We start from the raw sequence: 23,310 nt of genomic DNA, 5'->3' as shown, positions 1-23,310 counted from the left end.
TCCAGCCCTTTCAGGCCGAGAGCAGCGATTTGGCGGCGGCGCGGGCTTCGGGCGTGACGGTGTCACCGGCGAGCATGCGCGCGACCTCGTCGATGCGGTCGTCGTCCGAGAGAGGCGTCACGGTGGACAGTGTGACCTCGCCCTCCACCCGTTTCTCGACGCGCAGGTGGGTGTTGCCGAGGGCCGCGACCTGCGGGGAGTGGGTGACGACCAGCACCTGCCCGTCGCGCGCAAGTGCTGCGAGGCGGCGGCCCACCGCATCGGCGGTGGCCCCGCCCACGCCGCGGTCGATCTCGTCGAAGATCATGGTGACGCCGCCCGTGGCGCGGGCGAGGCAGACCTTGAGCGCCAGAAGGAAGCGGCTGAGTTCACCGCCTGACGCGATCTTGCCGATGGGACCGGCGGGCGCACCGGGATTGGTGGCAACGAGGAATTGCACCGCGTCGGTGCCCTCGGGGCCATCGGGCGCGGTGCCGAGTTCGGTCGAGAAGACCGCGCGGTCCATCTTAAGCGGCGCAAGTTCCGCCGCAACGGCGGTGTCGAGCCGCCGCGCCGCATCCGCGCGGGATGCGGAGAGGGCGGATGCTGCCTTGGCATAGGCGGCGCGCGCGGCCTCTTCGGCGGCGGTGGCGTCGCGCAGGGCGGCATCGCCCTGGTCGAGCGCGGCGAGGCGCGCGCGCATCTCTTCGGCGAATTCACCCAGCGCGTCGGGGGCGACCTGGTGTTTGCGGGCGAGCGCGCGGATGGCGAAGAGACGCTCTTCGGTGATCTCCAGCTCGTGCGGGTCGAAGGCGAGCGTGTCGAGCGCGCGGGCGACGCCGTCTGACGCCTCGGCAAGGTCGGAAAGCGCGCGGGAGAGCGCCGCGAGGGGCGCGTCGAGCGTGCCGCCGGCATCGGCTGCGGCGTCTTCGAGCCAGCGGAGCGCGTCCCCTGCCCGACCCTCGGCCCCGTCCGATCCGAGCGCCTGCGCGGCGCGGCTGATGTCCTCGCCGATGCGGGCGGCGCCCTGCATCAGGCGGCGGCGGGCGTCGAGCTCGGCCTCTTCCCCCGGCTGTGGGTCGAGCGAGTCGAGCTCGGCGGCGGTGTGGCGCAGGAAGTCCTCCTCGGCGCGGGCAGCGTCGAGCGTGGCGGCGGCCTGTTCGCGCGCCGTCCGCGCCTCGGCCAGTGCGCGCCATGCGGCGGTGGTGGCGGTCAGCAGGTCGTCATGCCCGGCGAAGGCATCGAGAAGCGCGCGGTGGCCGCGCGGGTTCAGGAGGCCGCGGTCGTCGTGCTGGCCGTGCAGTTCGACCAGAGTGTCGCTGAGGGCGCGCAATTGCTCACCCGTGGCCGGGCGGCCATTGATCCACGCGGATTTCCGGCCCGAGGCGGTGTTGGTGCGGCGGAGGAGCAGCTGCTCTTCGGGCTCTGGCAAGCCCGCCTCGCGCAAGACGGCCCGCGCGGGGTGGTCGGGGGCGAGATCGAAGATCGCCGTCACCTCTCCCTGCGCGGCGCCCTGCCGGACCAGTTCCGCCCGGCCCCGCCAGCCGAGCACGAATCCGAGCGCGTCGAGCAGGATGGATTTGCCCGCGCCGGTTTCACCGGTGAGCACGTTCAGCCCGTCGCCCAGGTCGAGCGCGAGGTGGTCGATGATCAGGATGTCCCGTATGTCGAGCGTGCGGAGCATGGGTCGGGGTTAACGCCGTGCGGGCCCGGTGTGAAGGGGGTGCGGAGCGGCCTAGAGCCACTCCCCCTTGACCATCTGGCGGTAGATCTGGCGCAGCCAGCTGTCGCCCGCCGCTTTCAGTTCAAGCCCACGGCCCGTGAGCAGCTTGTAGCTGTCCTCGTACCAGTCGGTGGACTGGTAGTTGAACCCGAGGATCGCGCCGGCGGTCTGCGCCTCGTCCGTCAGGCCGAGCGAGAGGTAGGCTTCGACCAGCCGGTGCAGGGCTTCGGCGGTGTGGGTGGTTGTCTGGAAATCCTCCACCACCACGCGGAAGCGGTTGATGGCCGAAGTGAAATGGTCGCGGCGCAGGTAGTAGCGGCCGATCTCCATCTCTTTCGAGGCGAGGTGATCGAAGGCGAGGTCGAATTTCAGGATCGCCGAGCGGGCGTATTCGCTGTCTGGATAACGCTCGATCACGGTGCGGAGCGCCTGCAGCGCCTGGAAGGTCAGTCCCTGGTCGCGGCCCACGTCATCGATCTGGTCGTAATAGCTGAGCGCGAGGAGGTACTGGGCATAGGCCGCGTCCTCGTCCGCCGGGTAGAAATCGATATACCGCTGCGCGGCGGAGCGGGAAGCCTCGTAATCCTTGTCCTGGTGGAAGGAAAACGCCTGCATGATCAGCGCGCGCTTGGCCAGTTCGGAATAGGGATAAAGCCGCTCGATTTCCGAGAAGTAGAAGGCGGCTTCCTCGTGCTTGCCGCGCTCGTTCTCGAACTCGCCGCGTTCGAAGATCTGCTGGGCGGTGAAGGCTTCGATGGGCGCGCCGTTGGTGCCGACGCCGCGCTGGCGTTCGAACAGGTTGAACCCGCGATTGCCGCCGCAAGACGCGAGCGTCAGCACAAGCGTCGCCATAACCGCTGTCCGGAGCACCTTGCTGCCCGTCATGCATCGACCTCGTCTTGCCTTGCCGGCGGCCTGCCCGCCCGGCCCGCGTTGCGCCGGTACCCGGCACCAAGCCCCTGATCGGGCCCCGTGCCACGGCGGCGCACATCCGCCTGTTTCCGGCGGTTTAGCACAGATTTCGGCGGTGCCAAACGCCTTTCGGCGTGGCGGGTGCCGTCGTGATCAGACAGGGGCCGGGATTTCGCGGTGCGTCACGCCCACGCCGGGCAGCCGGGCGGTCTGCGCACCGTCGCAGGTGACCATGCGGAAGGCCTGCGGCTGCGCGAAAAGCGCGCGCAGCAGGTCGTTCGTGACGGCATGGCCCGCGCGGTGACCTTCGTAATGGCCAAGGATCGGGGCACCCGCCAGCGCGAGGTCACCCATCGCGTCGAGCATCTTGTGGCGCACCGCCTCGTCCCGGTGGCGCAGGCCGCCGGGGCTGAGCACCATGTCGCCGTCGACCACGACCGCGTTGTCGAGCGTGCCGCCAAGGGCGAGGCCCTGCGCGCGCATCGCGTCCACGTCGGACTGGCGGCAGAAGGTGCGGCTGTCGCTCAACTCGCGCACGAAGGCGCCGTTGGAGAGCGTCATGCTCTTGTCCTGGCGGCCGATGGCGGCATCCGAGAACTCGATATGGAAATCCATGCGCAGGGTGTCGGCGGGCGACAGGCGCGCCCATGCGTCGCCGCGACGGACCTCGACCACTTCGAGGATCTCGATCGCGCGGACGGGCACGCGCTGGTTGCGAAGGCCACGGGCGAGGATCGCGCGGACGAACGGCACCGCCGATCCGTCGAGGATCGGCACTTCGGGACCGGTCACGTCGATCAGCGCGTTGTGCACGCCGCAGCCGATCAGCGCGGCCATCACGTGTTCGACGGTCGAAACCTCGACCCCCGCCGCGTTCACCAGCCGGGTGCAGAGCGGTGATTGCTTGACCGCGTCCCAGCGGGCCGGGACCATCGTGTCGGTGCCATCAAGGTCGATGCGGCGGAACCAGATGCCGTGCTCGGCAGAGGCCGGCTGGATCGTCAGGGTCACGGGCGCGCCGGAGTGAAGGCCTACGCCCTCGAACCGGATCGGTGCTTTGACTGTGTGTTGCACGGGCGCCCCCAGACGTCTCTTGCGATACGAACTCCGCCCCATCCCCCAACAAGGCGCGCCGAAGGATTTCGGCCCTGACGGTGGTAAACATTGCGCTGCAACCGCTCAAATCAAAGAATCCTACGGGATGTAACAACAGCTACATTTTTCCGCCTATCGTCAAGGCCCTGTAATCGCTGGTAAATTCCGAACCGCCGCGAGGGTGTGCGTGGTCAGTGTTACAGGATGTGACATGAAAAAGGCCCGCCGTGAGGGCGGGCCTTCGGAAAATCCTGTTCGTGACGTGGCGTCAGTTGGCCTGCCGGCGCAGGAAAGCGGGAATCTCGATCCGCTCCTGGTCGGGGTCGGCCTGCGGTTCCGGCTGGACCGGTGCGGGCGCGGCCTGGCTGCGCTGCACGGGCGATCCGGCAGGGGCTGCCGGGGCCGGTGCGGGCGCGGGTGCCGCCGGGCGCGCTGCCTCGGCCGACGGGGCGCCGGTCATGCGGTTGATCAGCGAGTTGATGCCAAAGCGCGGGCGCTCGGCCTCTGCCGGCTCGGGATCCGCCGTCATCGCCGGGCGCGGCGCCGAGCGGCGCGCGGCCTCTTGCAGGCGGGTCAGCGCGTCTTGCGACGGCGTGCCCGGCGCGGGGGCCTTGGGCGCGACGTAAGCGGCAGCGGCGGCCTCCTCGGCCTCCTGTCCCAGCGCGTCGGGCTGCGGTTCGAATTGCGGCACCTGGGGCTGGTAGGCCGGGGGCGGCAGGTCGTCGGCAGCGGCGGCGGCCGGTGCGGCCTCCTGCGGCGCGGCGGGCTCCATGTTGGGGAAGAGCGAGGGCTCTTCCTCGGCCGGGGCCGCGGCTGCGGTCGCCGCGGCGACGGCGGGCATCGGCGCGGGCTCTTCGGCCATCGGTTCCGGCGCAGGGGCCGCGGCGGGCTGTTTCAGCGGTTCGGCCAGCGAGCGGCGCGGCACCGGGATGTCCATCGGGACTTCCGAGGCGTCGATGCCGGTGGCGACGACCGACACGCGCATCGCGCCGTCCATGCGTTCGTCCAGCGTCGAGCCGACGATGATGTTGGCGTCCGCGTCCACTTCCTCGCGGATGCGGTTGGCGGCTTCGTCCAGTTCGAACAGCGTGAGGTCGTTGCCGCCGGTGATGTTGATGAGAACGCCCTTGGCGCCCTTGAGGCTGATTTCGTCGAGCAGCGGGTTGTTGATCGCGGCGTCGGCGGCCTGCACCGCGCGGTCCTCGCCCTGCGCCTCGCCGGTGCCCATCATCGCCTTGCCCATCTCGTCCATGACCGAGCGGACATCGGCGAAGTCGAGGTTGATGAGGCCCGGACGGACCATCAGGTCGGTCACGCCCTTGACGCCCTGGTAGAGCACGTCGTCGGCCAGCGCGAAGGCTTCGGTAAACGTCGTCTTCTCGTTGGCGAGGCGGAACAGGTTCTGGTTGGGAATGATGATCAGCGTGTCGACAACCTTTTGCAGGCTGTCCACGCCTTCTTCCGCCTGGCGCATCCGCTTGGCGCCTTCGAACTGGAAGGGTTTGGTCACGACGCCGACGGTCAGCACGCCCAGCTCCCGCGCGGCCTGCGCGATGATCGGCGCGGCACCCGTCCCGGTACCGCCGCCCATGCCGGCGGTGATGAAGCACATGTGCGCACCCGCAAGGTGATCGACGATCTGTTCGATGCTTTCCTCGGCAGCGGCGGCGCCCACGGTGGCCCGCGCCCCGGCGCCCAGTCCTTCGGTCACCTTCACGCCCAGCTGGATGCGGCTTTGCGCCTTGGCCTGCTGCAGCGCCTGCGCGTCGGTATTGGCGACGACGAAATCGACCCCGTCCAGCGCCTTGTCGATCATGTTGTTGACCGCGTTGCCGCCGGCCCCACCGACGCCAAAGACCGTGATCCGGGGTTTCAGTTCTTCCTGACCGGGCATGGAAAGACTCAATGTCATCGCTCGTACCGCCTGTTTTTGTCCGGGCTGATTCCAGCCCATTTTTGCCTGTTCACCCTTCAATCTACGCAACTGTGGCGCAATCGTCACGCGATTTCTGCCCGAATACCGCCAAATAAGGCAACATTTTGGCAAGGTTCCGCTGGATTTCGGGGGTACGACAAGATGCAGCGGTGTGCGGCGCGCAAAATACTAGGGCGCGCGGCCTGACACGGCGCGCGGGGTGGTTCGGTCGATCATGGGGAAGCCTGCCCGACATCCCTGCCGCGCCTCTTGCGGGCGCTGTGGATATCTTAACGCATGCGACCGGGGCTGTCACGCCATCAGTGCGGAGCCGCGCGGTCGACGGCGCGCGCGGTGGCGATCAGACCGTCGGGCGGCGCGGTTTATCGTTCAACCCTGCAAGAGATGTGAGCGTCGCACTGGCGGATGCCAAATCGCCGCCGCGTGGGGGCGCGCCGGCGATCGCGCGGCGGCTTCGCCTTGATTCCGCGCGACGAAGGACCGGACTTCGGCCTACCAGTTCTCCTTGAACCACTTCACCGCGCGCTTGAACGACCGCGCCGGGTAGCGGTCGACCGGGATTTCGAAATCCCACCATTCGTCCTGCGGATGCGCCGCCTGCAGGCACAGACCGACCGCCGAGGCAAAGCCCGGTCCCGTCGCCGCCTGCGGCAGGCCGTGCACGCGCAGGGGGCGGCCCAGCCGGACCTGCTGGCCAAGGATCTTCGATGCCAGCCCGTCGAGGCCGGGGATCTGCGATCCTCCACCCGTCAGCACGATCTGCTGGCTGGGCAGGTGTTCGAACCCCGCCCCGTCGAGCCGCGCGCGCACCTCTTCGAGGATCTCTTCGACCCGCGGGCGCATGATGCCGATAACCTCGGCCACGCTGACGGTGCGGCGGTCATGCTCCCAGTCACCGGTATCGCCGCCGATCTCGATCATTTCGCGGTCATCCATGCCGGTGGCGACGACGCCGCCATAGAAGGTCTTGATCCGTTCCGCCGTCGCCAGCGGCACCTGCAGGCCCATCGAGATGTCCGAGGTCACGTGATCGCCGCCCATTCGCACGGTATCGGCAAAGATCATGTGCTTTTTCATGAAGATCGACAGGCCGGTCGCGCCGCCCCCAAGGTCGATGCAGGCGGCGCCCAGCTCCTGTTCGTCCTCGACCAGCGAGGCGACACCCGACACGAAGGACGAGGACGCGATACCCGCAAGTTCGAGGTCACAACGCTTGACGCAATAGGCGAGGTTCTGCACGGCGGTCGCATCGACCGTCAGCATGTGCAGATCGGTGGCCAGCGCCTGCCCCATCTGCCCGCGCGGGTCGATCAGGCCCGACCGGTGGTCGAGCGCGAAGTTCACGGGTTGGGCGTGCAGCACCTCCCGTCCCTCGCCGAAATCGGGCACATCGCAAGAGGACAGCACGCGCGCCACGTCCTGTTCGCTCACCTGCCCGCTTTCAACATCCACCTGCCCCGCCAGCCCGTAAGAGCGCGGATCGGCACCCGAGAAGCAGGCGATCACGTGGTCGACGCGGATGTCGGCCATCTTCTGCGCGGCCTGCACGGCGGTGCGGATCGCGCGTTCGGTTTCGTGCATCGCCTCGATCTCGCCGAAGCGGACGCCGCGCGACCGGGTCGTCGCCGCCCCCACCACGCGGAAGCCCGACTGGCCCGCCAGTGCGCCCACGCCTTCGACCTCGGGCTGCCATTCGCCGCTGTCGAAACGCAGGACAAGGCAGGCGATCTTCGACGTGCCGACGTCGAGAATGGCGATCACGCCGCGTTGCATGGCCGCCTTGCGCATGTTGCGCATCGCGCGCTGGGACTCGTAAAGCTCGATCATTGTTGGTCCACATCCACCGTTTTGATGCGCCAGAGTTCTTTGAGGCTCTGGTCGTTGAGTCTGAGGGTCGGGCGGCCGGGAAGCCGCAGGTCTATCGCCGCGATGTCGCGCGCCAGCATGTCCTGTGCCGCGTCCATCGCGATCACCCGGTCAAGCGCGCCGACGGGCCGGTCGGCGGGCAGAAGAATGCGCTGGCCGCGATCCAGCACCACGTCCCAGCGGCGCTCTCCCATCCGTTCGAGGCCGCGCATCCGGTCTGCCAGAGGCGCGGCAGAGGCGAGGATGGCAAGGGCTTCGTCCACGGCATCCGCCGCGCCGAGACCGGCAATCAGCGGCAGGTCGGGGCGTTCGTCCCGCGCGGCGATGGCGCCGACGGCAATGCCTTCGGCATCGACCAGTTCCAGCCCCTCGGGACCGCGCCACAGGATCACGGGCACGCGTTCGGTCACCTGCACCTGCAACACGCCGCCGGGGCGGATGCGGACCGAGGCGGTCCTGACCGCTTCGAGCGAGGTGATCGTGTCGCGGATGGCATCGAGGTCGAGGTCGAAGGACGACACCGGGAAGTCCACCGGCACGATTTCCCGGATATCCTCGCTGACGCTGTCCCCGGCCCCGTCGACGGCCATCATCTGGACCATGAATTCGGGGCGGGTTTCGATCTCTTGCCGGACATCGGCGATCATCAGGTTCATCGCGTCGCGGCGGTCCTGGTCGGAAAAGTACCAAAGCCCCGCGCCCAACGTGAGGCCGAATGGCAGCCCCACCCGCACGAAGCCGCGGAAGAGCGGCGACAGTTTCAGCCGCGCCCAGCGGTACTGCCAGCGGGTCGGCGCGGGATCGGCGCGCGGCGGGGTGCGGGGCGGTGCGGTCAGCGGTTGCACGAGGCGTCCTCCACCAGCCATGCGCACAGCGCGCCGAAACTCATCCCCGCATGCTCCGCCTGTTCCGGCGTCAGCGAGGTGGGCGTCATGCCCGGCTGGGTGTTGGTTTCCAGCAGGATCAGCCCCTCTGCGCCCTTCGCCTCGTCCCAGCGGAAATCGGTGCGGGTCACGCCGCGACAGCCCAAGGCCCGGTGCGCGCGCAGGGCGTAGTCCTCGCAAAGCGCGGTGATGTCGGCAGGGATGTCGGCGGGGATCACGTGGCGGGAGCCGCCGGTTTCGTACTTGGCGGCGTAGTCGTACCAGCCGTCGGTCAGGATGTCGGTCACACCCAGCGCCCGGTCGCCAAGGACCGAGGTCGTCAACTCGCGCCCCGGCGCGAAGGCCTCGACCATCACCGTGTCGGGCATGTCACCTGCCAGTTGCGGCGGGCCGTTCGCCCCGTCCTGCACGAGGTAGACGCCGACCGAGGAACCTTCGTTATAGGGTTTGACCACGTAGGGCGGCGCCATCAGGTGGGCGGCGGCAACGTCGGCCTTGGATGCCAGCAGGCTGTCCGCCACGGGCAGGCCGTGGGCGCGGTAGACCGTCTTGGTCCGCTCCTTGTCCATGGCGATGGCGGACGCCATGACGCCGGAATGGGTGTAGGGCAGACCGAGCCATTCGAAGAGACCCTGCGCGCAGCCATCCTCGCCCCAGCGGCCATGCAAGGCGTTGAAGACGACGTCGGGAGAGGCGTCGGCAAGGACCTGCGCAAGGTCACGCCCTGCGTCGATCTCTGTCACCTTGTATCCTTCGCCCCGCAATGCCGCCGCGCAACCGCGTCCTGACGACAGCGACACCTCGCGCTCTGCCGAGGGCCCGCCCATCACGACGGCAACATGGGGGAATGCCCTGCTCGACATACCCGACTGCCTCAATGTCCCGGGCGGCTCTCCGCCCTGTTGTCACCGCGACCCGGTCTTTGCGCCGGGTCTTGCTTGTCGACCGTCGGAAGTCTCCTCGGGTCTCTTGCGTGGCCGGGGGATGCGATCCGCTGGCCGCTGCCTCGTGTTGTTATTGCGCCTTCAGGCGCTTGGGGCGGGGTCACCCACCCGTATCACTTCCCATTGTAGCGAAATGCCGCTGTTTTGGAAAACCCTTTTTCGCACCTCCTCCCCCAGACCTTCGAGGTCCGCGGCGGTGGCGCCACCGGTATTCACGAGGAAGTTCGAATGCTTGGGCGACATCTGCGCGCCGCCGCGCGTGGCCCCGCGCATGCCCGCGTCGTCGATCACCTTCCACGCCTTCAACTCGTGCGTGTCGTCGTCGCGCCCGGTGCTGGAAAAGCCCGCGGGGTTGCGGAAGGTCGACCCGGCGGTGCGGTCCTTGGTGGGCTGGGTCTCGTCGCGCTTGGCCAGCTGGTCGGCCATGCGGTCGGCCAGCTCCTGCGGATCGCCCGCCTCTGCGTGGAACGTCGCCTCGACCAGGACCCAGCCGTCGGGCAGGGTCGATTGCCGGTACCGGAAGTCGAGATCGGCAGCAGAGAGCGTCACACGCTCGCCCGAGCGGGTGATGGCCCGTGCCTCGACCAGGTGATCGGCCACGTAAGAGCCATAGCAGCCCGCGTTCATCCGCACCGCCCCGCCGATCGCGCCGGGAATGGTGCGCAGGAAGGTCAGGTCGCGCCCCGCCTCTGCCGCGCGCCGGGCGACATGCGCATCGAGCGCCGCCGCGCCCGCGATCACGCGGTCGCCCTCGACCCGGATACCGTTGAAGGCGCGGCCCAGCCGGATCACCACGGCATCCAGCCCGCCATCCCGCACGATCAGGTTCGACCCGACCCCCATGGGAAAGACCGCGATGGAGGGATCGAGCGCGGCAAGGAACGCCGCGAGATCATCCTCGTCGGCAGGCTGGAACAGCGCCCGCGCCGGCCCGCCCACGCGCAGCCATGTGAGATCGGCAAGGGGGCGGTCCGGCGTCAGCGTGCCGCGAGGCGTGGGAAGATCGGTCATGCAGCGGTTCTGCCCCGATCAGCGGTGACGGACAAGTGCGATTGCAGGCGGGGTCGGGTGAGGATCACCCGACCTACGCGGGATGCCGCGAAGATGTAGGTCGGCTGCTCGCCAGCCGACCCCCGCGCCACGCCCCGTCCGCTCCTCGCCAGCCAATGCGCCAGAATGACCGCTACGGTGATGGAGATCAGGGGGAAGGCGATCATCACGTGACTTCTCCTCGTTGGTGCGCGACTGCCCGAATGTAGGGACTGCCCAAGACCGTCAGGCGACCATCATACAAACCACGTGGCTACCCAGGTTACGGCGTCCCAAACGGCTGACACACCCTTGCCAACCTTCGATACATCGTCGCCTGCCTTGACGATCTCTTCCCGTTTCAACTTTCGATGCCGGATCAGGCGGCTGCCAATCCGGTATCGGCTGTCGTCTTGTTTGTCCTTGTCCGCTCCTTCGTCGAGGGCAGTTGCAAGATCGTCGCGGTATTCGTTTGCCAAGCCTTGTTTTGCATCTTCGGCAGCAGCCTCGGTCACGGCGCGCAGCCGATCCTTCTCGGCATCATTCATTCGAGAGAAGCGAACCGACGCGCGCCTGCGCACTTTGGCCTCCACCTCGCTGTCGTTGGCGAGGATGTCGGTCGAAGACCGATCGAGTTGCCTCAGAAACCGAGAGAGGTTTTCATCTCGAATGGGCAGCCGCCCGTCTGCGATCTTGTCCTCGACGCCACGCGCTACATCGATACAGATCTCGTACAGACGCAAAGGGCGTTCAGCGTATTTCTCAAGGTAAACTTCCAGTTCCGCCAGCTCGCCCTTCAGAATATCGGCCAAGCACAGGTTGCCTTGCGCCTCGCATCCTCGGATGAACTCCACAGCATCGCTTATGCGATCACGGGCGTCGGTCAGGTCGTCGTGACCCAGTTCTGTGACCGGAACAGCCTCAACCTTGTCATCCGGAGCCGCACGAACCAGACGTTCCGCATTGCGCGATCTACCAACCGCATATTTCTCGACGATCCCGTTGATGATCGGCGTGACCACCTTGTGCCCTTCATCCCACTGGTCGGGCGTGATCGTCTCGACGATCTCTTTCAGCATGTCCCAGTTGGGCGGGGTGCCAGCGAGCGCGTCCTCGTACCACTTGATCCAGAAGGTGTAGTCTTCTCCGGCGGACCCCTCGATTGCTTCGCTGTCGCGTTGGCCGGCTGGAAGAGAGGCACGCAGGTCATGCCAGACGCGCTGAAGGGGATTGTCTTTGGCCCGCCAAAGCGCGGGGCCTGAAAGCCTCGCGGGTCGGCCACAATCTTGCGCGTCGGTTCGAATTTCATTCCAGACGGTGGCGTGGGCGGCGGCGCGGGCGGCGGCGTGGGCGGCGGCGCGGGCGGCGGCGCGGGCGGCGGCGTGGGCGGCGGCGTGGGCGGCGGCGTGGGCGGCGAGGGCGGCGTGGGCGGCGAGGGCGGCGTGGGCGGCGGCGTCGGCGGCGAGGGCGGCGTGGGCGGCGTGGGCGGCGGCGCGGGCGGCGGCGTGGGCGGCGGCGTGGGCGCGCCTGATCTCGGGGGTTGGCCATGTGCTCGCAACCCCCGAGATCAGGTTTGTCCGCAAGACGGCCATGTCTGTCAAATCACGTTCCCGCGCCTTGTCCGACCGGAACCACGACCATGCCACTGGCAAGACCCGCATCGCGCAGCGGTGGGCGATCCAGACCGCGCGGGCGCGGCCTTCCTCTTCGCCGTGTTCGGCGATCTGCGCATCCAGCCACTGTTCGAGGCTTTCGCGATCCCAGATCTCACTCGCATCCATGCGCCCGACCCTGACCGAAGCGGGCCGTGCGATCAACTCCCGTCCCGGGCTTGACCCGGGACCTCTGGCCCGACAAGTGAGAGGCCCCGGATCAGGTCCGGGGCGCGGGGGTGCCTAGCCCGGTTCGACGTCCGAGCGGATGACGGTACGGCGGAGCCAGCGGCCGAGGTAGATGACGGGCCAGCGCAGGACGCTCATGGCGGCGACCAGCACGCCGAGGCCCCACCACGGGCCGTTCTCGTACGTCACCCAGCCGAGGATCGGAACGCCCACGGCGATCAGCACGTAGGCACGGCGCCAGTGGTTGTCGCGCGACGGCAGCATGGCCAGCAGGTTGGCGACAAGCGCCCAGCCGCAGGCGGCGGCGAGCGACCAGGTCATGCCTCGGCCTCGTCATCCATCAGGTCGGCATCGTCCCGGCGCTGGTCGAGGTGGTAGCGGAGCGCGTTCAGCACCGTCTCGGCGCTGATCACGAAGGCGGTGATGAGCGACAGGGCCGATCCCGCGCGCATCGCGGTCGAGAACCAGCCCCCGCCACCAAGGATCGACAGGCTGAGAAAGACCAGCGTCGCGGTCAGCAGCGCCATCACGTCGTAGTGGAACCGCACGATCCCGTAGGCCCATGCGAAATAGACGCAGGCCCCCACCGAGACGAGCACCATGAACGCGGCGATCAGTACCATCACTTGCCCTCCAGCCGTTGCGGCAACCCGTTCGCCCAGGCCGAGATCGTGCCCGCGCCAAGGCAGACGACCATGTCCCCCGGCTTGGCCTGTTCGCGCACGAGGCGTTCGAGATCTTCTTCACCAAGGATCGCGCGGGCGTGGCGGTGGCCCGCCTGTATGAGACCGGCGACGAGGCTGTCGCGGTCGGCCCCCGGAATGGGCTCTTCCCCGGCGGCGAAAACCTCGGCGATGGCGACGACATCGGCGTCGTTGAAACAGGTGCAGAAATCGCCGAACAGGTCATGCAGGCGCGAATAGCGGTGCGGCTGGTGCACGGCGATCACGCGCCCCTCGCTCGCCTGCCGCGCGGCTTTCAGCACCGCCGCGATCTCCACCGGGTGGTGGCCGTAATCGTCGATGATCGTCACGCCGTTCCATTCGCCCACTTTCGTGAAGCGCCGGTTAACGCCGCCGAAATTGGCAAGGGCCTCGCGGATCTGGTCGCCCTTCATGCCGAGATGCCGGGCCACGGCGATGGCCGACAGCGCGTTCGACACGTTGTGATCGCCGGGCATGGGCAGCGAGCAATCCTCGATCACCATCTCCTCGGCCTGCAGGGCGACGTCGAAATGCGCCACGCCCGCCTTGTAGTGCAGGTTCACCGCGCGCACATCGGCCTGCGGGTTGAAGCCGTAGGTCACGACGCGCCGGTCGGTGATGCGGCTGACCAGCGCCTGCACTTCGGGGTGGTCGATGCAGGCGACGGCGAGGCCGTAGAAGGGAATGTTCGACACGAAGTCGAGAAAGCCCTGGCGCAGGTTCTCGATGCTGCCCCAGTGTTCCATATGCTCGGGGTCGATATTGGTGACGATGGCGATGGTGGCGGGAAGGCGATTGAAGGTGCCGTCGCTCTCGTCGGCCTCCACCACCATCCACTCACCCTGCCCCGTCCGCGCGTTCGAGCCGAAGGCGTGGATGATGCCGCCATTTACCACCGTCGGGTCGAAATCGCCCGCGTGCAGCAGCGTGGCGACCATGGTCGTGGTCGTGGTCTTGCCGTGGGTGCCCGCGACGGCGATGTTTGACTTGAGCCGCATCAGTTCGGCCAGCATCTCGGCCCGGCGCACGACGGGCAGGCCGCGGCGGCGCGCCTCGTCCAGTTCGGGATTGCCCGGCTTGATCGCCGAAGAGATCACCACGACCTCGGCGGCCTCGAGGTTCTCGGCCCGCTGGCCCTCGAAGATCAGCGCGCCGTTGGCCGCGAGCCGCTGGGTGATTGGCGAGGATTTGAGGTCGGACCCCTGCACCACGTAGCCGTGGTTCAGCAGCACCTCGGCGATGCCCGACATGCCGATGCCGCCGATCCCGACGAAATGGATCGGGCCGACATCGCCCGGAAGCTTGGTGGCGGCGTTCATGCGCGCTCCTTCGGTTCTTGGCCCGCAAGCGTTTCGACCATGTCGGCCAGTTCCTGCGCGGCATCGGGTTTGCCAAGGGCCAGCGCGGCCTCGGCCATGGCGGTGGCGCGGGCGGGGTCCGACAGGATGCCGGCCACGCAGTCCGACAGGCGCGCGGGCGACAACTCGGCCTCGGTCACGATTTCGGCCGCGCCTGCCTCGGCCAGTCCGCGGGCATTGGCGGTCTGGTGGTCGGCGGCGGCGGCTGCAAAGGGGATGAGGATCGCGGGGCGTCCGATGACCGACAGATCGGCGATCGAGGACGCGCCCGAGCGGGAGATGACAAGCTGCGCCTCGGCCATGCGGGCGGGCACGTCGTGGAAGAAGGGCTGCACCTCGGCATCGATCCCGGCCTCGGCGTACTGTGCGGCGACGGCCTCGGCATCCTCGGCGCGGGCCTGGTGGCTGACGCGCAGGTGGCGACGCAACTCGCCGTCGAGCGCGGCCAAAGCGGGCGGCACGGTTTCGCTGAGGATGCGGGCGCCCTGGCTGCCGCCGATCACGAGGACCGACACGGGGTGCGGACCGGGCGGCATGTAGGGCGCGCCCGCGCGTTCGAGGATGGCCGCGCGGACGGGATTGCCCACATGGGTCGCGGTCACGCCCGCGGGCACGTCGGTGGGCCACGTGCCGCAGGCGATGCCCGCGACGCGGCGCGCAAACAGCTGGTTCACACGCCCCAGCACGCCGTTCTGTTCGTGGATCATGCGCGGCAGGCCCATCAGCACCGCCGCCGCAAGTGCCGGGATCGACGGGTAGCCGCCGAACCCCACGACGGCGGCGGGCCGGTCGCGGCGGAACCCGCGCCGGGCGCTCAGCGTCCCGGCGGCGATGCGCAGGGGTACCCGCGCCTTCGCGACAAGACCGCCGCGGGCGAAGGTGGCCGAGGGCACCTGTTCGATCACCACTTCATGCGGGAACCCTTGCGTGTAGCGCGCGCCGCGTTCGTCGGTCGACAGCTTCACGCGCCAGCCGCGCGCCAGCATGACCTCGGCCAGCGACTGCGCGGGGAACATGTGCCCGCCGGTGCCTCCGGCGGCGATGACGAGAAGCGGCGCGATCACCGACCGCCCCGCAACAGGTCCCCGATCTGGCCCTGCGGGCGCGACCGGGTGAAGGCCAGAAGCATGCCGACGGCGATCCCGCCCGCGATCAGCGACGAGCCACCATAGGACACGAACGGCAGGGTCATGCCCTTGGCGGGCAGAAGACGCACGGCGACCCCCATGTTGATCATCGCCTGCACGCCGAACATCGCGGCGAGCCCCGCGCCCGCCAGCCGGATGAACGGGTCGCGTTCGCGCATCAGGCGCATGAAGGACCGGATCACGATGATCCCGTAAAGCGCGATGATGCACAGGACGAGGACAAGCCCGTATTCCTCGGCCGCGACGGCGATGATGAAATCGGTATGCGCATCGGGCAGCGACCATTTCACCTGCCCCTCGCCCACGCCAACGCCGAAGAAGCCGCCTTCGCGGATGGCGTTCGTGGCATAGCCAAGCTGCGTCGTGGGATCGATGTCGGGGTTGAGGAACCCGTCGATCCGCCGCGCGAAGTGTTCGGAATTGTGATAGGCCAGCGTGCCCGCCGCGATCACCACGCCGGCGAGGATCACGAGCAGCAGCATCGGCGCCCCGGCGATGAAATACATCACGCCCCAGCCGAACAGGACAAGGCAGGCCTGCCCGAAATCGGGTTGCAGCGCCAGCATCAGAACGATGGTCACGGTCAGCGCGAAGGACCACAGCCGTCCCGGAGGCCCGCCGATCTCCTGCCCTGCGGCCAGCAGCCACGCGGCGGCCACGACGAAACCGGGCTTGAGGAATTCCGAGGGCTGCACGCTGGCAAATCCCAGCGAATACCACCGCACGGCCCCCTTGCCGTAATCGGTGCCGAAGACCGGCAGAAGCGCCAGCGCCACGAGGGTAACCAGAAAACCCAGCACCGCCAGCCGCCGCACCAGCGTCGGCGACATCATCGAGGTGATGAACATCGCCACCAGCGCCATCGCCCCGAAGAAAGCCTGTCGCTGCACGTAGTGGAAATTGGCGAACCCGTTGCGTTCGGCCAGCGGGACCGAGGCGGCCAGCCCCAGAAGCAACCCGATGCCGAACAGCATCAGGACACAAGAGATCGTCCACTTGTCGACCGTGCGCCACCATTTCGGCAACACGGGTTCGACGTCCCGCACCGGTACGGTGCCATAGACCATTTCCGTCATGGAGAGCCGCTCACTGCCTCGATACCCGCCCCTCTTTGGGGGCTTTGGCACTACTCTAGCGGCAATTCGCCCATCGCGCTAGCCCATTGCGCGACATCGGCCCGCACGTCACTCCTCGACATCGTCGACATCGGCCTGTCCCGACAGAGCGCGGCGCACGATCGACCAGCTGAGCCCGATGCCCAGCACCAGCGACAGCGCGAAGATGCCGAGCCAGAGCGTCACGTCAGGATTGTCGAGCCGCAGCCAGCTCAGGTCGAACAGCACCCAGACCGCGGCGGCGACAACCGCCAAGACCAGCACCATCCCGAACAGCCCGATAGAGCGCAGCGTGGCGCGCAGGTAAATGATGTAGCCCACCAGCAGAAGCAGCCCGCTGAGCACCACCAGAGGCAGCGAGGCCTCGTAACTGCGCAGGCTCCACGCGACATAATTCCACGGTGTGGGATTGAAGGTCAGCGCCAGCAGGACAAACGCGAACAGCCAGCGAAACAGGAACCCCATCAGACGCCTCCGGATTACTCTGCTCGCGGCCTAGCGCAAGCCGGGTATCCGGGGCAAGGGGTGCGCGCCCGTCAGCCTCCGGACGCGGTGTTGAGGTCGGCGGCCTTGATCAGGTCATCCAGCCAGCGGCCAAGGTCATCGACTGATCGCTGGGTGTTGGCCACCGCTTCCTCGTTCGTGGACATGCGCCGCATCATGGTATCAAGCTTCGCCTCGGTCCGGGATTGCCGGGCCTGGATGTCCTTGAGGATTTCCAAAACAAGCTGTTGATCCGCCATGGGTAGTCGTCCGATCCGGTCTAGGCGCGCGTTGGCGAACCGCGTGCCGTGCAGGTTCAGGACCAGTGTAGCCCAAGACTGTCAGGTTCACCACCCACAAAAATGTGTAAATCCTGCGGAACGATCACTCGTTTATGTCATGTTCGAACCGCTTGGGCGCCTGCCCGGGCCGCCCGAACACCGCCCGCAGCGCGATCCACGCCAGCAGCGACAGCGCCGCAAAGACCACGAACAGCAGCGCAAGATTGCCCGTCATCCACACCGCGAACGGCCCGCCCACCAGCAACAAAAGCGCAACCACGCCCGCCCCGATCGCGAACCCGAGGAACACGAAGCCCGGCGCCAGCATCTCGATCACGCCCAGCACCAGCGCGGCCGCGGCCCAGGCCCACCATGTCGTCATCATTGGCTTTTCCTCCCGAAGAGCATCTTGAACGCATCGGCGAAACTGTCCACCGCATCCGACGGCAGCACCACCGTCTGGTTGCCCTGCCCCTGCGCGACGGCGCCCAGCGCCTCCACCTGTTTCAGAGCGACGTTGTACTGCGCCGCCTCGATCCCGTTCTCGCGGATCGCCTTGGCGACGATCTCGGTCGCGTAGGCCTCCGCCTCGGCCTGGATGCGGCGGGCCTTGGCGGATTGCTCTGCCGCGTACAGCTCGGCATCGGCGTTCAGCTCGACCGAGCGTTTCTGCCCCTCCGCCTCGGTCACCTGCGCGCGTCGGGCGCGTTCGGCGTTCAGTTGCTGCAGCATGGCGTCGCGCGTCGCCTGGTCGAGGTTCACGTCAAGGATCTCGGCCCGCGTCACCTCGATCCCCCAGTCATCCACCGCGCTTTCCACCAGCTTCTTGATCTCGGCGATCAGCTGGTTGCGGTTGGACTGCACCTCGTCCAGTTCCATCTTGCCGATCTCGGCCCGCACGATCCCCGCCACGGTGGTCGAGATCGCCCCGTCCACGTCGCGGATGCGATACACCGTCTTTTCCGGTTCGAGGATGCGGTAGAAGACCGAGGTTTCCACCTGCACCAGCACGTTGTCGCTGGTGATCGCGTCCTGGCTGGCATTGGGCAATTGCCGTTCGAGGATCGAGATCCGGTGCGCCACCTTGTCGAGGAACGGCACGATCAGGTTGATCCCCGGCCCCAGCACCGAATGCAGCCGCCCGAACCGTTCGACCACGAATTTCTGGCTTTGCGGCACGATCCGCACGCCCAGCAGGACGCACAGAACCAGGAACACGGCGAGCGCGATCCAGACCGCGTTCTGCCCGGCAAAATCAAGAAGAAAGTCTTCCACCAATCCCTCCATTGTATGCTTTTGTATACTGAAAATATGGGAACCCGGCAGGCCCCTTTCAAGAAGTGTGGCACGGGTCCCGGTTCGGTGCAAATGCACGCGGCCCGGCGGCGCGGCGGCGCATTTTCAGGTTTCGCACGGGTCGCGCCGCCGCTATACGGACGCGGGTTTGACGCAGGCAAAGGGCGCAAGGCACATGGCGAACGTGGTGGTCGTGGGCACCCAGTGGGGTGACGAGGGCAAGGGCAAGATCGTCGATTGGCTGTCGGAACGCGCCGACGTGATCTGCCGCTTCCAGGGCGGGCACAATGCAGGCCACACGCTGGTGATCGACGGCGCGGTCTACAAGCTGCACGCCCTGCCCTCGGGCGTGGTGCGCGGCGGCAAGCTCTCGGTGATCGGCAACGGCGTGGTGCTCGACGCGTGGCACCTGCTGGACGAGATCGAAACCGTGCGCGCGCAGGGTGTCGAGATCACCCCCGACACGCTGATGATCGCCGAGAACACGCCCCTGATCCTGCCCTTCCACGGCGAACTCGACCGCGCGCGCGAGGAAGCCGCCTCGCAAGGGACAAAGATCGGCACGACCGGCCGCGGCATCGGCCCCGCCTACGAGGACAAGGTCGGCCGCCGGTCGGTCCGCGTGGCCGATCTGGCCGACGCGGCCACGCTGGCCGCGCGGGTGGACCGGGCGCTGCAGCACCACGACCCGCTGCGCAAAGGCCTCGGGATCGAGGCCATAGACCGCGACGCGCTGATCGCGAAACTGAGCTCGCTTGGCCCCAGGATCCTGCCTTTCGCGGCCCCGGTCTGGAAGGTGCTGAACGAACGCCGCAAGGCGGGTCACCGCATCCTGTTCGAAGGGGCGCAAGGCGCGCTGCTGGACATCGACTTCGGCACCTACCCCTTCGTGACCTCCTCGAACGTGATCGCGGGACAGGCGGCGACCGGCACGGGCCTCGGCCCCGGTGCCATCGACTACGTGCTCGGCATCACCAAGGCCTACACCACCCGCGTCGGCGAAGGCCCCTTTCCCTCGGAACTGCACGACGATGACGGCCAGCGGCTGGGCGAGCGCGGCCACGAATTCGGCACCACCACGGGACGCAAGCGCCGCTGCGGCTGGTTCGATGCCTGCCTCGTGAAACAGACCTGCGCCACCTCGGGCGTCAACGGCATCTCGCTGACGAAACTCGACGTGCTCGACGGGTTCGAGACGCTGAAGATCTGCACCGGCTACGACCTCGACGGCACCCGCCTCGACTACCTGCCCACCGCCGCCGACCAGCAGGCGCGCTGCATGCCGGTCTACGAGGAAATGGAAGGCTGGTCCGACAGCACGGCGGGCGCCCGGTCCTGGGCCGACCTTCCCGCGCAGGCGATCAAGTACGTGCGGCGGATCGAGGAATTGATCGACTGCCCCGTCGCCCTAGTCTCCACCTCACCCGAACGCGAGGACACCATCCTCGTGACAGACCCTTTCGCGGATTGAGGACATGGCACTCAGCTACAAGGCACGGCGGCGCTGGTCGCTCATCATCCTGCTCGTGGGCATGCCGCTCTACATCGTGGCCTGCATCACGGTCATCAACTGGCTCGACCGCCCGTCGATCCTGGTGGAGCTCCTGGTCTACGTCCTCCTCGGCGTGCTCTGGGCGCTGCCCTTCAAGTTCATCTTCAAGGGCGTGGGCCAGGCCGACCCCGATGCCGACACCTGACCCGACCCACCCCTTCTTCTCTTTGAAAATATGTCGGGGGTCCGGGGGTGGAACCCCCGGTTCCCGGCCCACCATCCCGCGCTCCGCACGATGCGACACACCGAAACCGACACGCTGATCCTCGGCGCGGGCGCCGCCGGCATGATGTGCGCCGCCCGCTGCACGGGCCGCGTCATGGTGATCGACCACGCCGCGAAACCGGGGGAGAAGATCCGCATCTCCGGCGGCGGGCGCTGCAATTTCACCAATCTCGGCGTCGAACCCGCACGCTTCGTCAGCCACAACCCGCATTTCGCCAAGTCCGCGCTCGCCCGCTACACGCAATGGGACTTCATCGACCTCGTGGACCGGCACGGCATCGCGTGGCACGAAAAGACGCTGGGGCAGCTATTCTGTGACGGCAAGTCGACGCAGGTAGTCGACATGCTGCGCGCCGAGATGGCCCATGCCGACCTGCGGCTCGACACCAGCCTCACCTCCCTAGCCCACAACGGCGCGCAGTTCGAAGCGAGGCTCGCGCGTAACGGGCGCGACGAGCGGGTCACCGCCCGCGCCGTCGTTCTGGCCACGGGCGGCAAGTCGATCCCCAAGATGGGCGCGACGGGGCTGGCTTATGACCTCGCAAGGCAATTCGGGCTGCGGGTCACCGACACGCGGCCCGCGCTTGTCCCCCTCACCTTCGACGGCCAGCCCTTCGCGGGGCTGTCGGGCGTCGCCACGCCGGTCACGGCCAGCGCCGGGGGCGCGGCCTTTGACGAGGCGATGCTCTTCACCCATCGCGGCCTCTCCGGCCCCGCGATCCTGCAGGTCTCGACCTATTGGCGGGAAGGCGACGGGGTGCGGATCGACCTCGACCCGGCGGGCAGGCTTGCGCCCGCGCTGCGCGCACAACGGGCCGAGGCGGGGCGCGTGCAGCTCTCCTCGGTGCTCGCCCGCCACCTGCCGCAGCGGCTGGTGCAGCATCTTGCCGCCGATCTGGGGCTCGACCGCCGAGTGGCCGATTGCAGCGACACCGCCATCGACGAGGTCGAACGCGCGCTGCGCGGCTGGACGCTCTCCCCCACCGGATCGGAAGGCTACCGCACGGCGGAGGTCACGCTCGGCGGCATCGACACCGACGATCTGTCGTCGAAGACGATGGAGGCGAAAACCGTCCCCGGCCTTTACGCCATCGGCGAGGCGGTGGACGTGACCGGCTGGCTGGGCGGCTACAATTTCCAGTGGGCGTGGTCGTCGGCGGTGGCCGCGGCGGAGGCGATCACAGCCGCGCGGTGACCTCGGCCACGAAATCGTCGCCGCGCAATTCGAAATTGTCGTACTGGTCGAAACTGGCCGCGGCGGGTGCCAGAAGCACCGTGTCGCCCGGTTCGGCCTCCTGCATGGCGGCCTCCACCGCGGCGGCCATGGTGGTGCAGACCTGCGCCTCCACCCCTCCAAGGCCCAGCGCGAACTGCGCCGCCTCGCGCCCGATGACATAGGCCTTGCGCACGTTGCCCGTCTCTGCCGCCAGCGCGTCGAGCCCGCCTTCCTTCTGCAGCCCGCCACAGATCCAGCGGATGCGCTCGTAGGCGCGCAGCGCCATCACCGCGCTGTCCACGTTCGTGGCCTTGCTGTCGTTGACAAAGGCGATCCCGTCCGCCTCGGCGATCAGTTGCGACCGGTGCGGCAGGCCGGGGAAGGTTTTCAGCGCGGCCTCGATCTGGCGCGGCGCAAGGCCCAGCGCGCGCGCGGCGGCATAGGCCGCGCAGGCGTTCTGGTGATTGTGCGCCCCCGGCAGGCCCTTGATCCCGCGCAGGTCGATCGACGCCACCTGCCGCCCCTTGCGCGTCTCCGCCAGAAACCCCTTGCGGGCGAAGACCGACCACCCCGGACCCGTCAGCTTGGTCCCCGAAGAGACGCGGATCACCCGGTCATCCGCCGCGCCCTCGGCCATCTGCGCGGCGAGGTAACGCCCTTCGACCTCGTCCACGCCGATCACGGCGCGGTCCGGTCCGCCCTCGGCGAACAGCCGGCGCTTGGCGGCGAAATAGCCGCCGAAGCCTGCATGCCGGTCAAGGTGGTCGGGCGAGAGGTTGGTGAACACCGCCACGTCCGGCGTCAGGCTGCGCGCGAGGTCGGTCTGGTAGGACGACAGTTCCAGCACCACCACCTCGCCGTCGATGGCGGGGTCGAGGTCCAGCACCCCGCGCCCGATATTGCCTGCAAGCTGCGCCGGGCGCCCCGCGTCGACAAGGACGTGGTGGATCAGGGCCGAGGTCGTCGATTTGCCGTTCGACCCGGTTACCGCGATGACCTTGGGCGATGTGTCGAACTTTTCCCATGCGCGGGTGGCGTAGGAGCGGAAGAACAGGCCGATATCGTTGTCGACGGGGATGCCCGCCTCATAGGCCCGCGCGATCACCGGGTTCGGCGCGGGGTAGAGATGCGGGATGCCGGGCGAGGTGATCAGCGCGGCGATCCCGTCGAAAGCGCCCTGTTTCATAAGGTCGCGCACCTCGAACCCTTCGGTTTCGGCGGTGTCACGCGCGGCGGGGTTGTCATCCCAGCAGAGAACCGTCGCACCGCCTTCGCGCAGCGCGCGGGCCGCGGTCAGGCCCGAACGGCCAAGCCCGAGGACGGCGATGGTTTCGCCCGAAACACCTGTGACCGGGATCATCCGCCCCTCCGCCGTGAATGGTCACGCTTGGGTAAGGGATTGTCGCCTGCCGGTCCAGAGGCCGCGGGCCCCGGCCCGGTTCAGCCGGTCTTTTCGTTTCCGGTGCAGGTATCCTCGGGATAGGCGCCCAGCGACGCGGCCATGGCCCGCGCTTCGGTCGACATGGCGGCCACGCACTGCGCCGGTGCCACCAGTTTCCAGCCCGCCCCGGCGCTGACCCCGCAGGTGGGATCGCCCACGAAACAGTCGGGCAAGGGCCGTTCGACTTCGAAGGCCGAGGCACCGGCAGCGTAGCAAAAGGTCAGCAGGATGGTAGCGAAGCGTATCATGCGGTCAGGGATACCTATCCTTTTGTATAAAATC

Annotated in this window: 24 protein-coding genes; 3 read left to right on the top strand and 21 right to left on the bottom strand. The window is 68.0% G+C overall.

The genetic code is table 11. The annotated features are described in order from the left end of the window. Window positions 1–10 precede the first annotated feature (10 nt). The 19 genes from recN to ATO11_RS00390 form a co-directional block, all read right to left on the bottom strand. Window positions 11–1,663, bottom strand: coding sequence for a DNA repair protein RecN (recN, locus tag ATO11_RS00480; protein WP_050528878.1), 1,653 nt, complete (start codon window positions 1,661–1,663; stop codon window positions 11–13). A gap of 51 nt (window positions 1,664–1,714) precedes the next feature. After that, window positions 1,715–2,587 (bottom strand): outer membrane protein assembly factor BamD, encoded by an 873-nt coding sequence (locus tag ATO11_RS00475; RefSeq protein ID WP_050528877.1) that lies wholly within the window; start codon window positions 2,585–2,587, stop codon window positions 1,715–1,717. A 180-nt stretch (window positions 2,588–2,767) separates the two neighbouring features. After that, the gene (gene lpxC / locus ATO11_RS00470; RefSeq protein ID WP_050528876.1) at window positions 2,768–3,688 is read right to left on the bottom strand and encodes a UDP-3-O-acyl-N-acetylglucosamine deacetylase; all 921 of its coding nucleotides are present in this window, start codon (window positions 3,686–3,688) and stop codon (window positions 2,768–2,770) included. A gap of 289 nt (window positions 3,689–3,977) precedes the next feature. Next, window positions 3,978–5,621: a cell division protein FtsZ gene (gene ftsZ, locus ATO11_RS00465; protein ID WP_050528875.1), complete on the bottom strand. Its 1,644-nt coding sequence runs from the start codon at window positions 5,619–5,621 to the stop codon at window positions 3,978–3,980. A gap of 516 nt (window positions 5,622–6,137) precedes the next feature. After that, window positions 6,138–7,472 (bottom strand): cell division protein FtsA, encoded by a 1,335-nt coding sequence (ftsA, locus tag ATO11_RS00460; protein ID WP_050528874.1) that lies wholly within the window; start codon window positions 7,470–7,472, stop codon window positions 6,138–6,140. Beyond that, window positions 7,469–8,377, bottom strand: coding sequence for a cell division protein FtsQ/DivIB (locus tag ATO11_RS00455; RefSeq protein ID WP_050528873.1), 909 nt, complete (start codon window positions 8,375–8,377; stop codon window positions 7,469–7,471). Before ATO11_RS00455 ends, ftsA begins: the two co-directional genes overlap by 4 nt. Beyond that, window positions 8,344–9,258 (bottom strand): D-alanine--D-alanine ligase, encoded by a 915-nt coding sequence (locus tag ATO11_RS00450; RefSeq protein ID WP_050528872.1) that lies wholly within the window; start codon window positions 9,256–9,258, stop codon window positions 8,344–8,346. Before ATO11_RS00450 ends, ATO11_RS00455 begins: the two co-directional genes overlap by 34 nt. Window positions 9,259–9,420: 162 nt before the next feature. After that, window positions 9,421–10,350 carry a UDP-N-acetylmuramate dehydrogenase gene (gene murB, locus ATO11_RS00445; protein ID WP_050528871.1) on the bottom strand — a complete coding sequence of 310 codons (930 nt, stop codon included), beginning with the start codon at window positions 10,348–10,350 and terminating at the stop codon, window positions 9,421–9,423. Then, window positions 10,347–10,559, bottom strand: coding sequence for a hypothetical protein (locus tag ATO11_RS00440; RefSeq protein ID WP_134643044.1), 213 nt, complete (start codon window positions 10,557–10,559; stop codon window positions 10,347–10,349). The genes murB and ATO11_RS00440 overlap by 4 nt, the downstream gene beginning before the upstream one ends. 66 nt (window positions 10,560–10,625) lie before the next feature. Then, window positions 10,626–12,149: a hypothetical protein gene (locus tag ATO11_RS21980; protein WP_165586904.1), complete on the bottom strand. Its 1,524-nt coding sequence runs from the start codon at window positions 12,147–12,149 to the stop codon at window positions 10,626–10,628. Between the two features lie 114 nt (window positions 12,150–12,263). After that, on the bottom strand, window positions 12,264–12,530 hold the full coding sequence (locus tag ATO11_RS00430) for a DUF2484 family protein (RefSeq protein WP_050528869.1): 267 nt from the start codon (window positions 12,528–12,530) through the stop codon (window positions 12,264–12,266). Continuing rightward, window positions 12,527–12,832, bottom strand: a complete 306-nt coding sequence (locus ATO11_RS00425) for a hypothetical protein (protein ID WP_050528868.1) — start codon at window positions 12,830–12,832, stop codon at window positions 12,527–12,529. Before ATO11_RS00425 ends, ATO11_RS00430 begins: the two co-directional genes overlap by 4 nt. Further along, window positions 12,832–14,232, bottom strand: coding sequence for a UDP-N-acetylmuramate--L-alanine ligase (gene murC, locus ATO11_RS00420; RefSeq protein WP_050528867.1), 1,401 nt, complete (start codon window positions 14,230–14,232; stop codon window positions 12,832–12,834). The genes ATO11_RS00425 and murC overlap by 1 nt, the downstream gene beginning before the upstream one ends. Next, window positions 14,229–15,335 carry an undecaprenyldiphospho-muramoylpentapeptide beta-N-acetylglucosaminyltransferase gene (gene murG / locus ATO11_RS00415; RefSeq protein ID WP_050528866.1) on the bottom strand — a complete coding sequence of 369 codons (1,107 nt, stop codon included), beginning with the start codon at window positions 15,333–15,335 and terminating at the stop codon, window positions 14,229–14,231. The genes murC and murG overlap by 4 nt, the downstream gene beginning before the upstream one ends. Further along, window positions 15,332–16,495 carry a putative lipid II flippase FtsW gene (ftsW, locus tag ATO11_RS00410; RefSeq protein WP_050528865.1) on the bottom strand — a complete coding sequence of 388 codons (1,164 nt, stop codon included), beginning with the start codon at window positions 16,493–16,495 and terminating at the stop codon, window positions 15,332–15,334. The genes murG and ftsW overlap by 4 nt, the downstream gene beginning before the upstream one ends. A gap of 108 nt (window positions 16,496–16,603) precedes the next feature. Further along, complete coding sequence (locus ATO11_RS00405; RefSeq protein ID WP_050528864.1) at window positions 16,604–16,999, bottom strand: DUF6524 family protein; 396 nt, start codon at window positions 16,997–16,999, stop codon at window positions 16,604–16,606. 71 nt (window positions 17,000–17,070) lie between these two features. Further along, window positions 17,071–17,277, bottom strand: a complete 207-nt coding sequence (locus tag ATO11_RS00400; RefSeq protein ID WP_050528863.1) for a hypothetical protein — start codon at window positions 17,275–17,277, stop codon at window positions 17,071–17,073. A 124-nt stretch (window positions 17,278–17,401) separates the two neighbouring features. After that, window positions 17,402–17,683 (bottom strand): NfeD family protein, encoded by a 282-nt coding sequence (locus tag ATO11_RS00395; RefSeq protein ID WP_050528862.1) that lies wholly within the window; start codon window positions 17,681–17,683, stop codon window positions 17,402–17,404. After that, window positions 17,680–18,585: an SPFH domain-containing protein gene (locus ATO11_RS00390; RefSeq protein WP_082176069.1), complete on the bottom strand. Its 906-nt coding sequence runs from the start codon at window positions 18,583–18,585 to the stop codon at window positions 17,680–17,682. The genes ATO11_RS00395 and ATO11_RS00390 overlap by 4 nt, the downstream gene beginning before the upstream one ends. Window positions 18,586–18,769: 184 nt before the next feature. Here ATO11_RS00390 and ATO11_RS00385 point away from each other — a divergent pair, with 184 nt between their 5' ends. The 3 genes from ATO11_RS00385 (at window position 18,770) to ATO11_RS00375 (ending at window position 21,566) form a co-directional block, all read left to right on the top strand. Beyond that, a complete protein-coding gene (locus ATO11_RS00385; RefSeq protein WP_050529380.1) occupies window positions 18,770–20,065 on the top strand; it encodes an adenylosuccinate synthase in 1,296 nt (431 codons plus the stop codon). 4 nt (window positions 20,066–20,069) lie between these two features. Then, window positions 20,070–20,291 (top strand): DUF2842 domain-containing protein, encoded by a 222-nt coding sequence (locus ATO11_RS00380; RefSeq protein WP_050528861.1) that lies wholly within the window; start codon window positions 20,070–20,072, stop codon window positions 20,289–20,291. 90 nt (window positions 20,292–20,381) lie between these two features. Next, on the top strand, window positions 20,382–21,566 hold the full coding sequence (locus ATO11_RS00375; protein ID WP_050529379.1) for a BaiN/RdsA family NAD(P)/FAD-dependent oxidoreductase: 1,185 nt from the start codon (window positions 20,382–20,384) through the stop codon (window positions 21,564–21,566). Here ATO11_RS00375 and murD read toward each other — a convergent pair. Next, window positions 21,550–22,947 carry a UDP-N-acetylmuramoyl-L-alanine--D-glutamate ligase gene (murD, locus tag ATO11_RS00370; protein WP_050528860.1) on the bottom strand — a complete coding sequence of 466 codons (1,398 nt, stop codon included), beginning with the start codon at window positions 22,945–22,947 and terminating at the stop codon, window positions 21,550–21,552. The two genes, ATO11_RS00375 and murD, sit on opposite strands and share 17 nt — an antisense overlap. Window positions 22,948–23,027: 80 nt before the next feature. Next, window positions 23,028–23,276 carry a hypothetical protein gene (locus ATO11_RS00365; protein ID WP_050528859.1) on the bottom strand — a complete coding sequence of 83 codons (249 nt, stop codon included), beginning with the start codon at window positions 23,274–23,276 and terminating at the stop codon, window positions 23,028–23,030. Window positions 23,277–23,310: the final 34 nt, after the last annotated feature.

Source organism: Pseudaestuariivita atlantica (genome assembly GCF_001205715.1).
GTDB lineage: Bacteria > Pseudomonadota > Alphaproteobacteria > Rhodobacterales > Rhodobacteraceae > Pseudaestuariivita > Pseudaestuariivita atlantica.
The sequence above is the reverse complement of the archived record's forward strand: the minus strand, read 5'-3'. Positions and strand labels throughout refer to the sequence as shown.

What these genes read in the sequence shown, in the direction of transcription:
- murD (WP_050528860.1), bottom strand. Translation starts at nt 22,947, where the DNA reads ATGATCCCGGTCACAGGTGTTTCGGGCGAAACCATCGCCGTCCTCGGG.
- ATO11_RS00430 (WP_050528869.1), bottom strand. Translation starts at nt 12,530, where the DNA reads ATGACCTGGTCGCTCGCCGCCGCCTGCGGCTGGGCGCTTGTCGCCAAC.
- ATO11_RS00425 (WP_050528868.1), bottom strand. Translation starts at nt 12,832, where the DNA reads ATGGTACTGATCGCCGCGTTCATGGTGCTCGTCTCGGTGGGGGCCTGC.
- ftsZ (WP_050528875.1), bottom strand. Translation starts at nt 5,621, where the DNA reads ATGACATTGAGTCTTTCCATGCCCGGTCAGGAAGAACTGAAACCCCGG.
- murC (WP_050528867.1), bottom strand. Translation starts at nt 14,232, where the DNA reads ATGAACGCCGCCACCAAGCTTCCGGGCGATGTCGGCCCGATCCATTTC.
- ATO11_RS00475 (WP_050528877.1), bottom strand. Translation starts at nt 2,587, where the DNA reads ATGACGGGCAGCAAGGTGCTCCGGACAGCGGTTATGGCGACGCTTGTG.
- recN (WP_050528878.1), bottom strand. Translation starts at nt 1,663, where the DNA reads ATGCTCCGCACGCTCGACATACGGGACATCCTGATCATCGACCACCTC.
- ATO11_RS00365 (WP_050528859.1), bottom strand. Translation starts at nt 23,276, where the DNA reads ATGATACGCTTCGCTACCATCCTGCTGACCTTTTGCTACGCTGCCGGT.
- ATO11_RS00455 (WP_050528873.1), bottom strand. Translation starts at nt 8,377, where the DNA reads ATGGCTGGTGGAGGACGCCTCGTGCAACCGCTGACCGCACCGCCCCGC.
- ATO11_RS00375 (WP_050529379.1), top strand. Translation starts at nt 20,382, where the DNA reads ATGCGACACACCGAAACCGACACGCTGATCCTCGGCGCGGGCGCCGCC.
- ATO11_RS00380 (WP_050528861.1), top strand. Translation starts at nt 20,070, where the DNA reads ATGGCACTCAGCTACAAGGCACGGCGGCGCTGGTCGCTCATCATCCTG.
- ATO11_RS21980 (WP_165586904.1), bottom strand. Translation starts at nt 12,149, where the DNA reads ATGGATGCGAGTGAGATCTGGGATCGCGAAAGCCTCGAACAGTGGCTG.
- ATO11_RS00405 (WP_050528864.1), bottom strand. Translation starts at nt 16,999, where the DNA reads ATGGGGTTCCTGTTTCGCTGGCTGTTCGCGTTTGTCCTGCTGGCGCTG.
- ATO11_RS00450 (WP_050528872.1), bottom strand. Translation starts at nt 9,258, where the DNA reads ATGTCGAGCAGGGCATTCCCCCATGTTGCCGTCGTGATGGGCGGGCCC.
- ATO11_RS00400 (WP_050528863.1), bottom strand. Translation starts at nt 17,277, where the DNA reads ATGGCGGATCAACAGCTTGTTTTGGAAATCCTCAAGGACATCCAGGCC.
- ATO11_RS00385 (WP_050529380.1), top strand. Translation starts at nt 18,770, where the DNA reads ATGGCGAACGTGGTGGTCGTGGGCACCCAGTGGGGTGACGAGGGCAAG.
- murB (WP_050528871.1), bottom strand. Translation starts at nt 10,350, where the DNA reads ATGACCGATCTTCCCACGCCTCGCGGCACGCTGACGCCGGACCGCCCC.
- ATO11_RS00395 (WP_050528862.1), bottom strand. Translation starts at nt 17,683, where the DNA reads ATGATGACGACATGGTGGGCCTGGGCCGCGGCCGCGCTGGTGCTGGGC.
- ftsW (WP_050528865.1), bottom strand. Translation starts at nt 16,495, where the DNA reads ATGACGGAAATGGTCTATGGCACCGTACCGGTGCGGGACGTCGAACCC.
- ftsA (WP_050528874.1), bottom strand. Translation starts at nt 7,472, where the DNA reads ATGATCGAGCTTTACGAGTCCCAGCGCGCGATGCGCAACATGCGCAAG.
- ATO11_RS00390 (WP_082176069.1), bottom strand. Translation starts at nt 18,585, where the DNA reads ATGGAGGGATTGGTGGAAGACTTTCTTCTTGATTTTGCCGGGCAGAAC.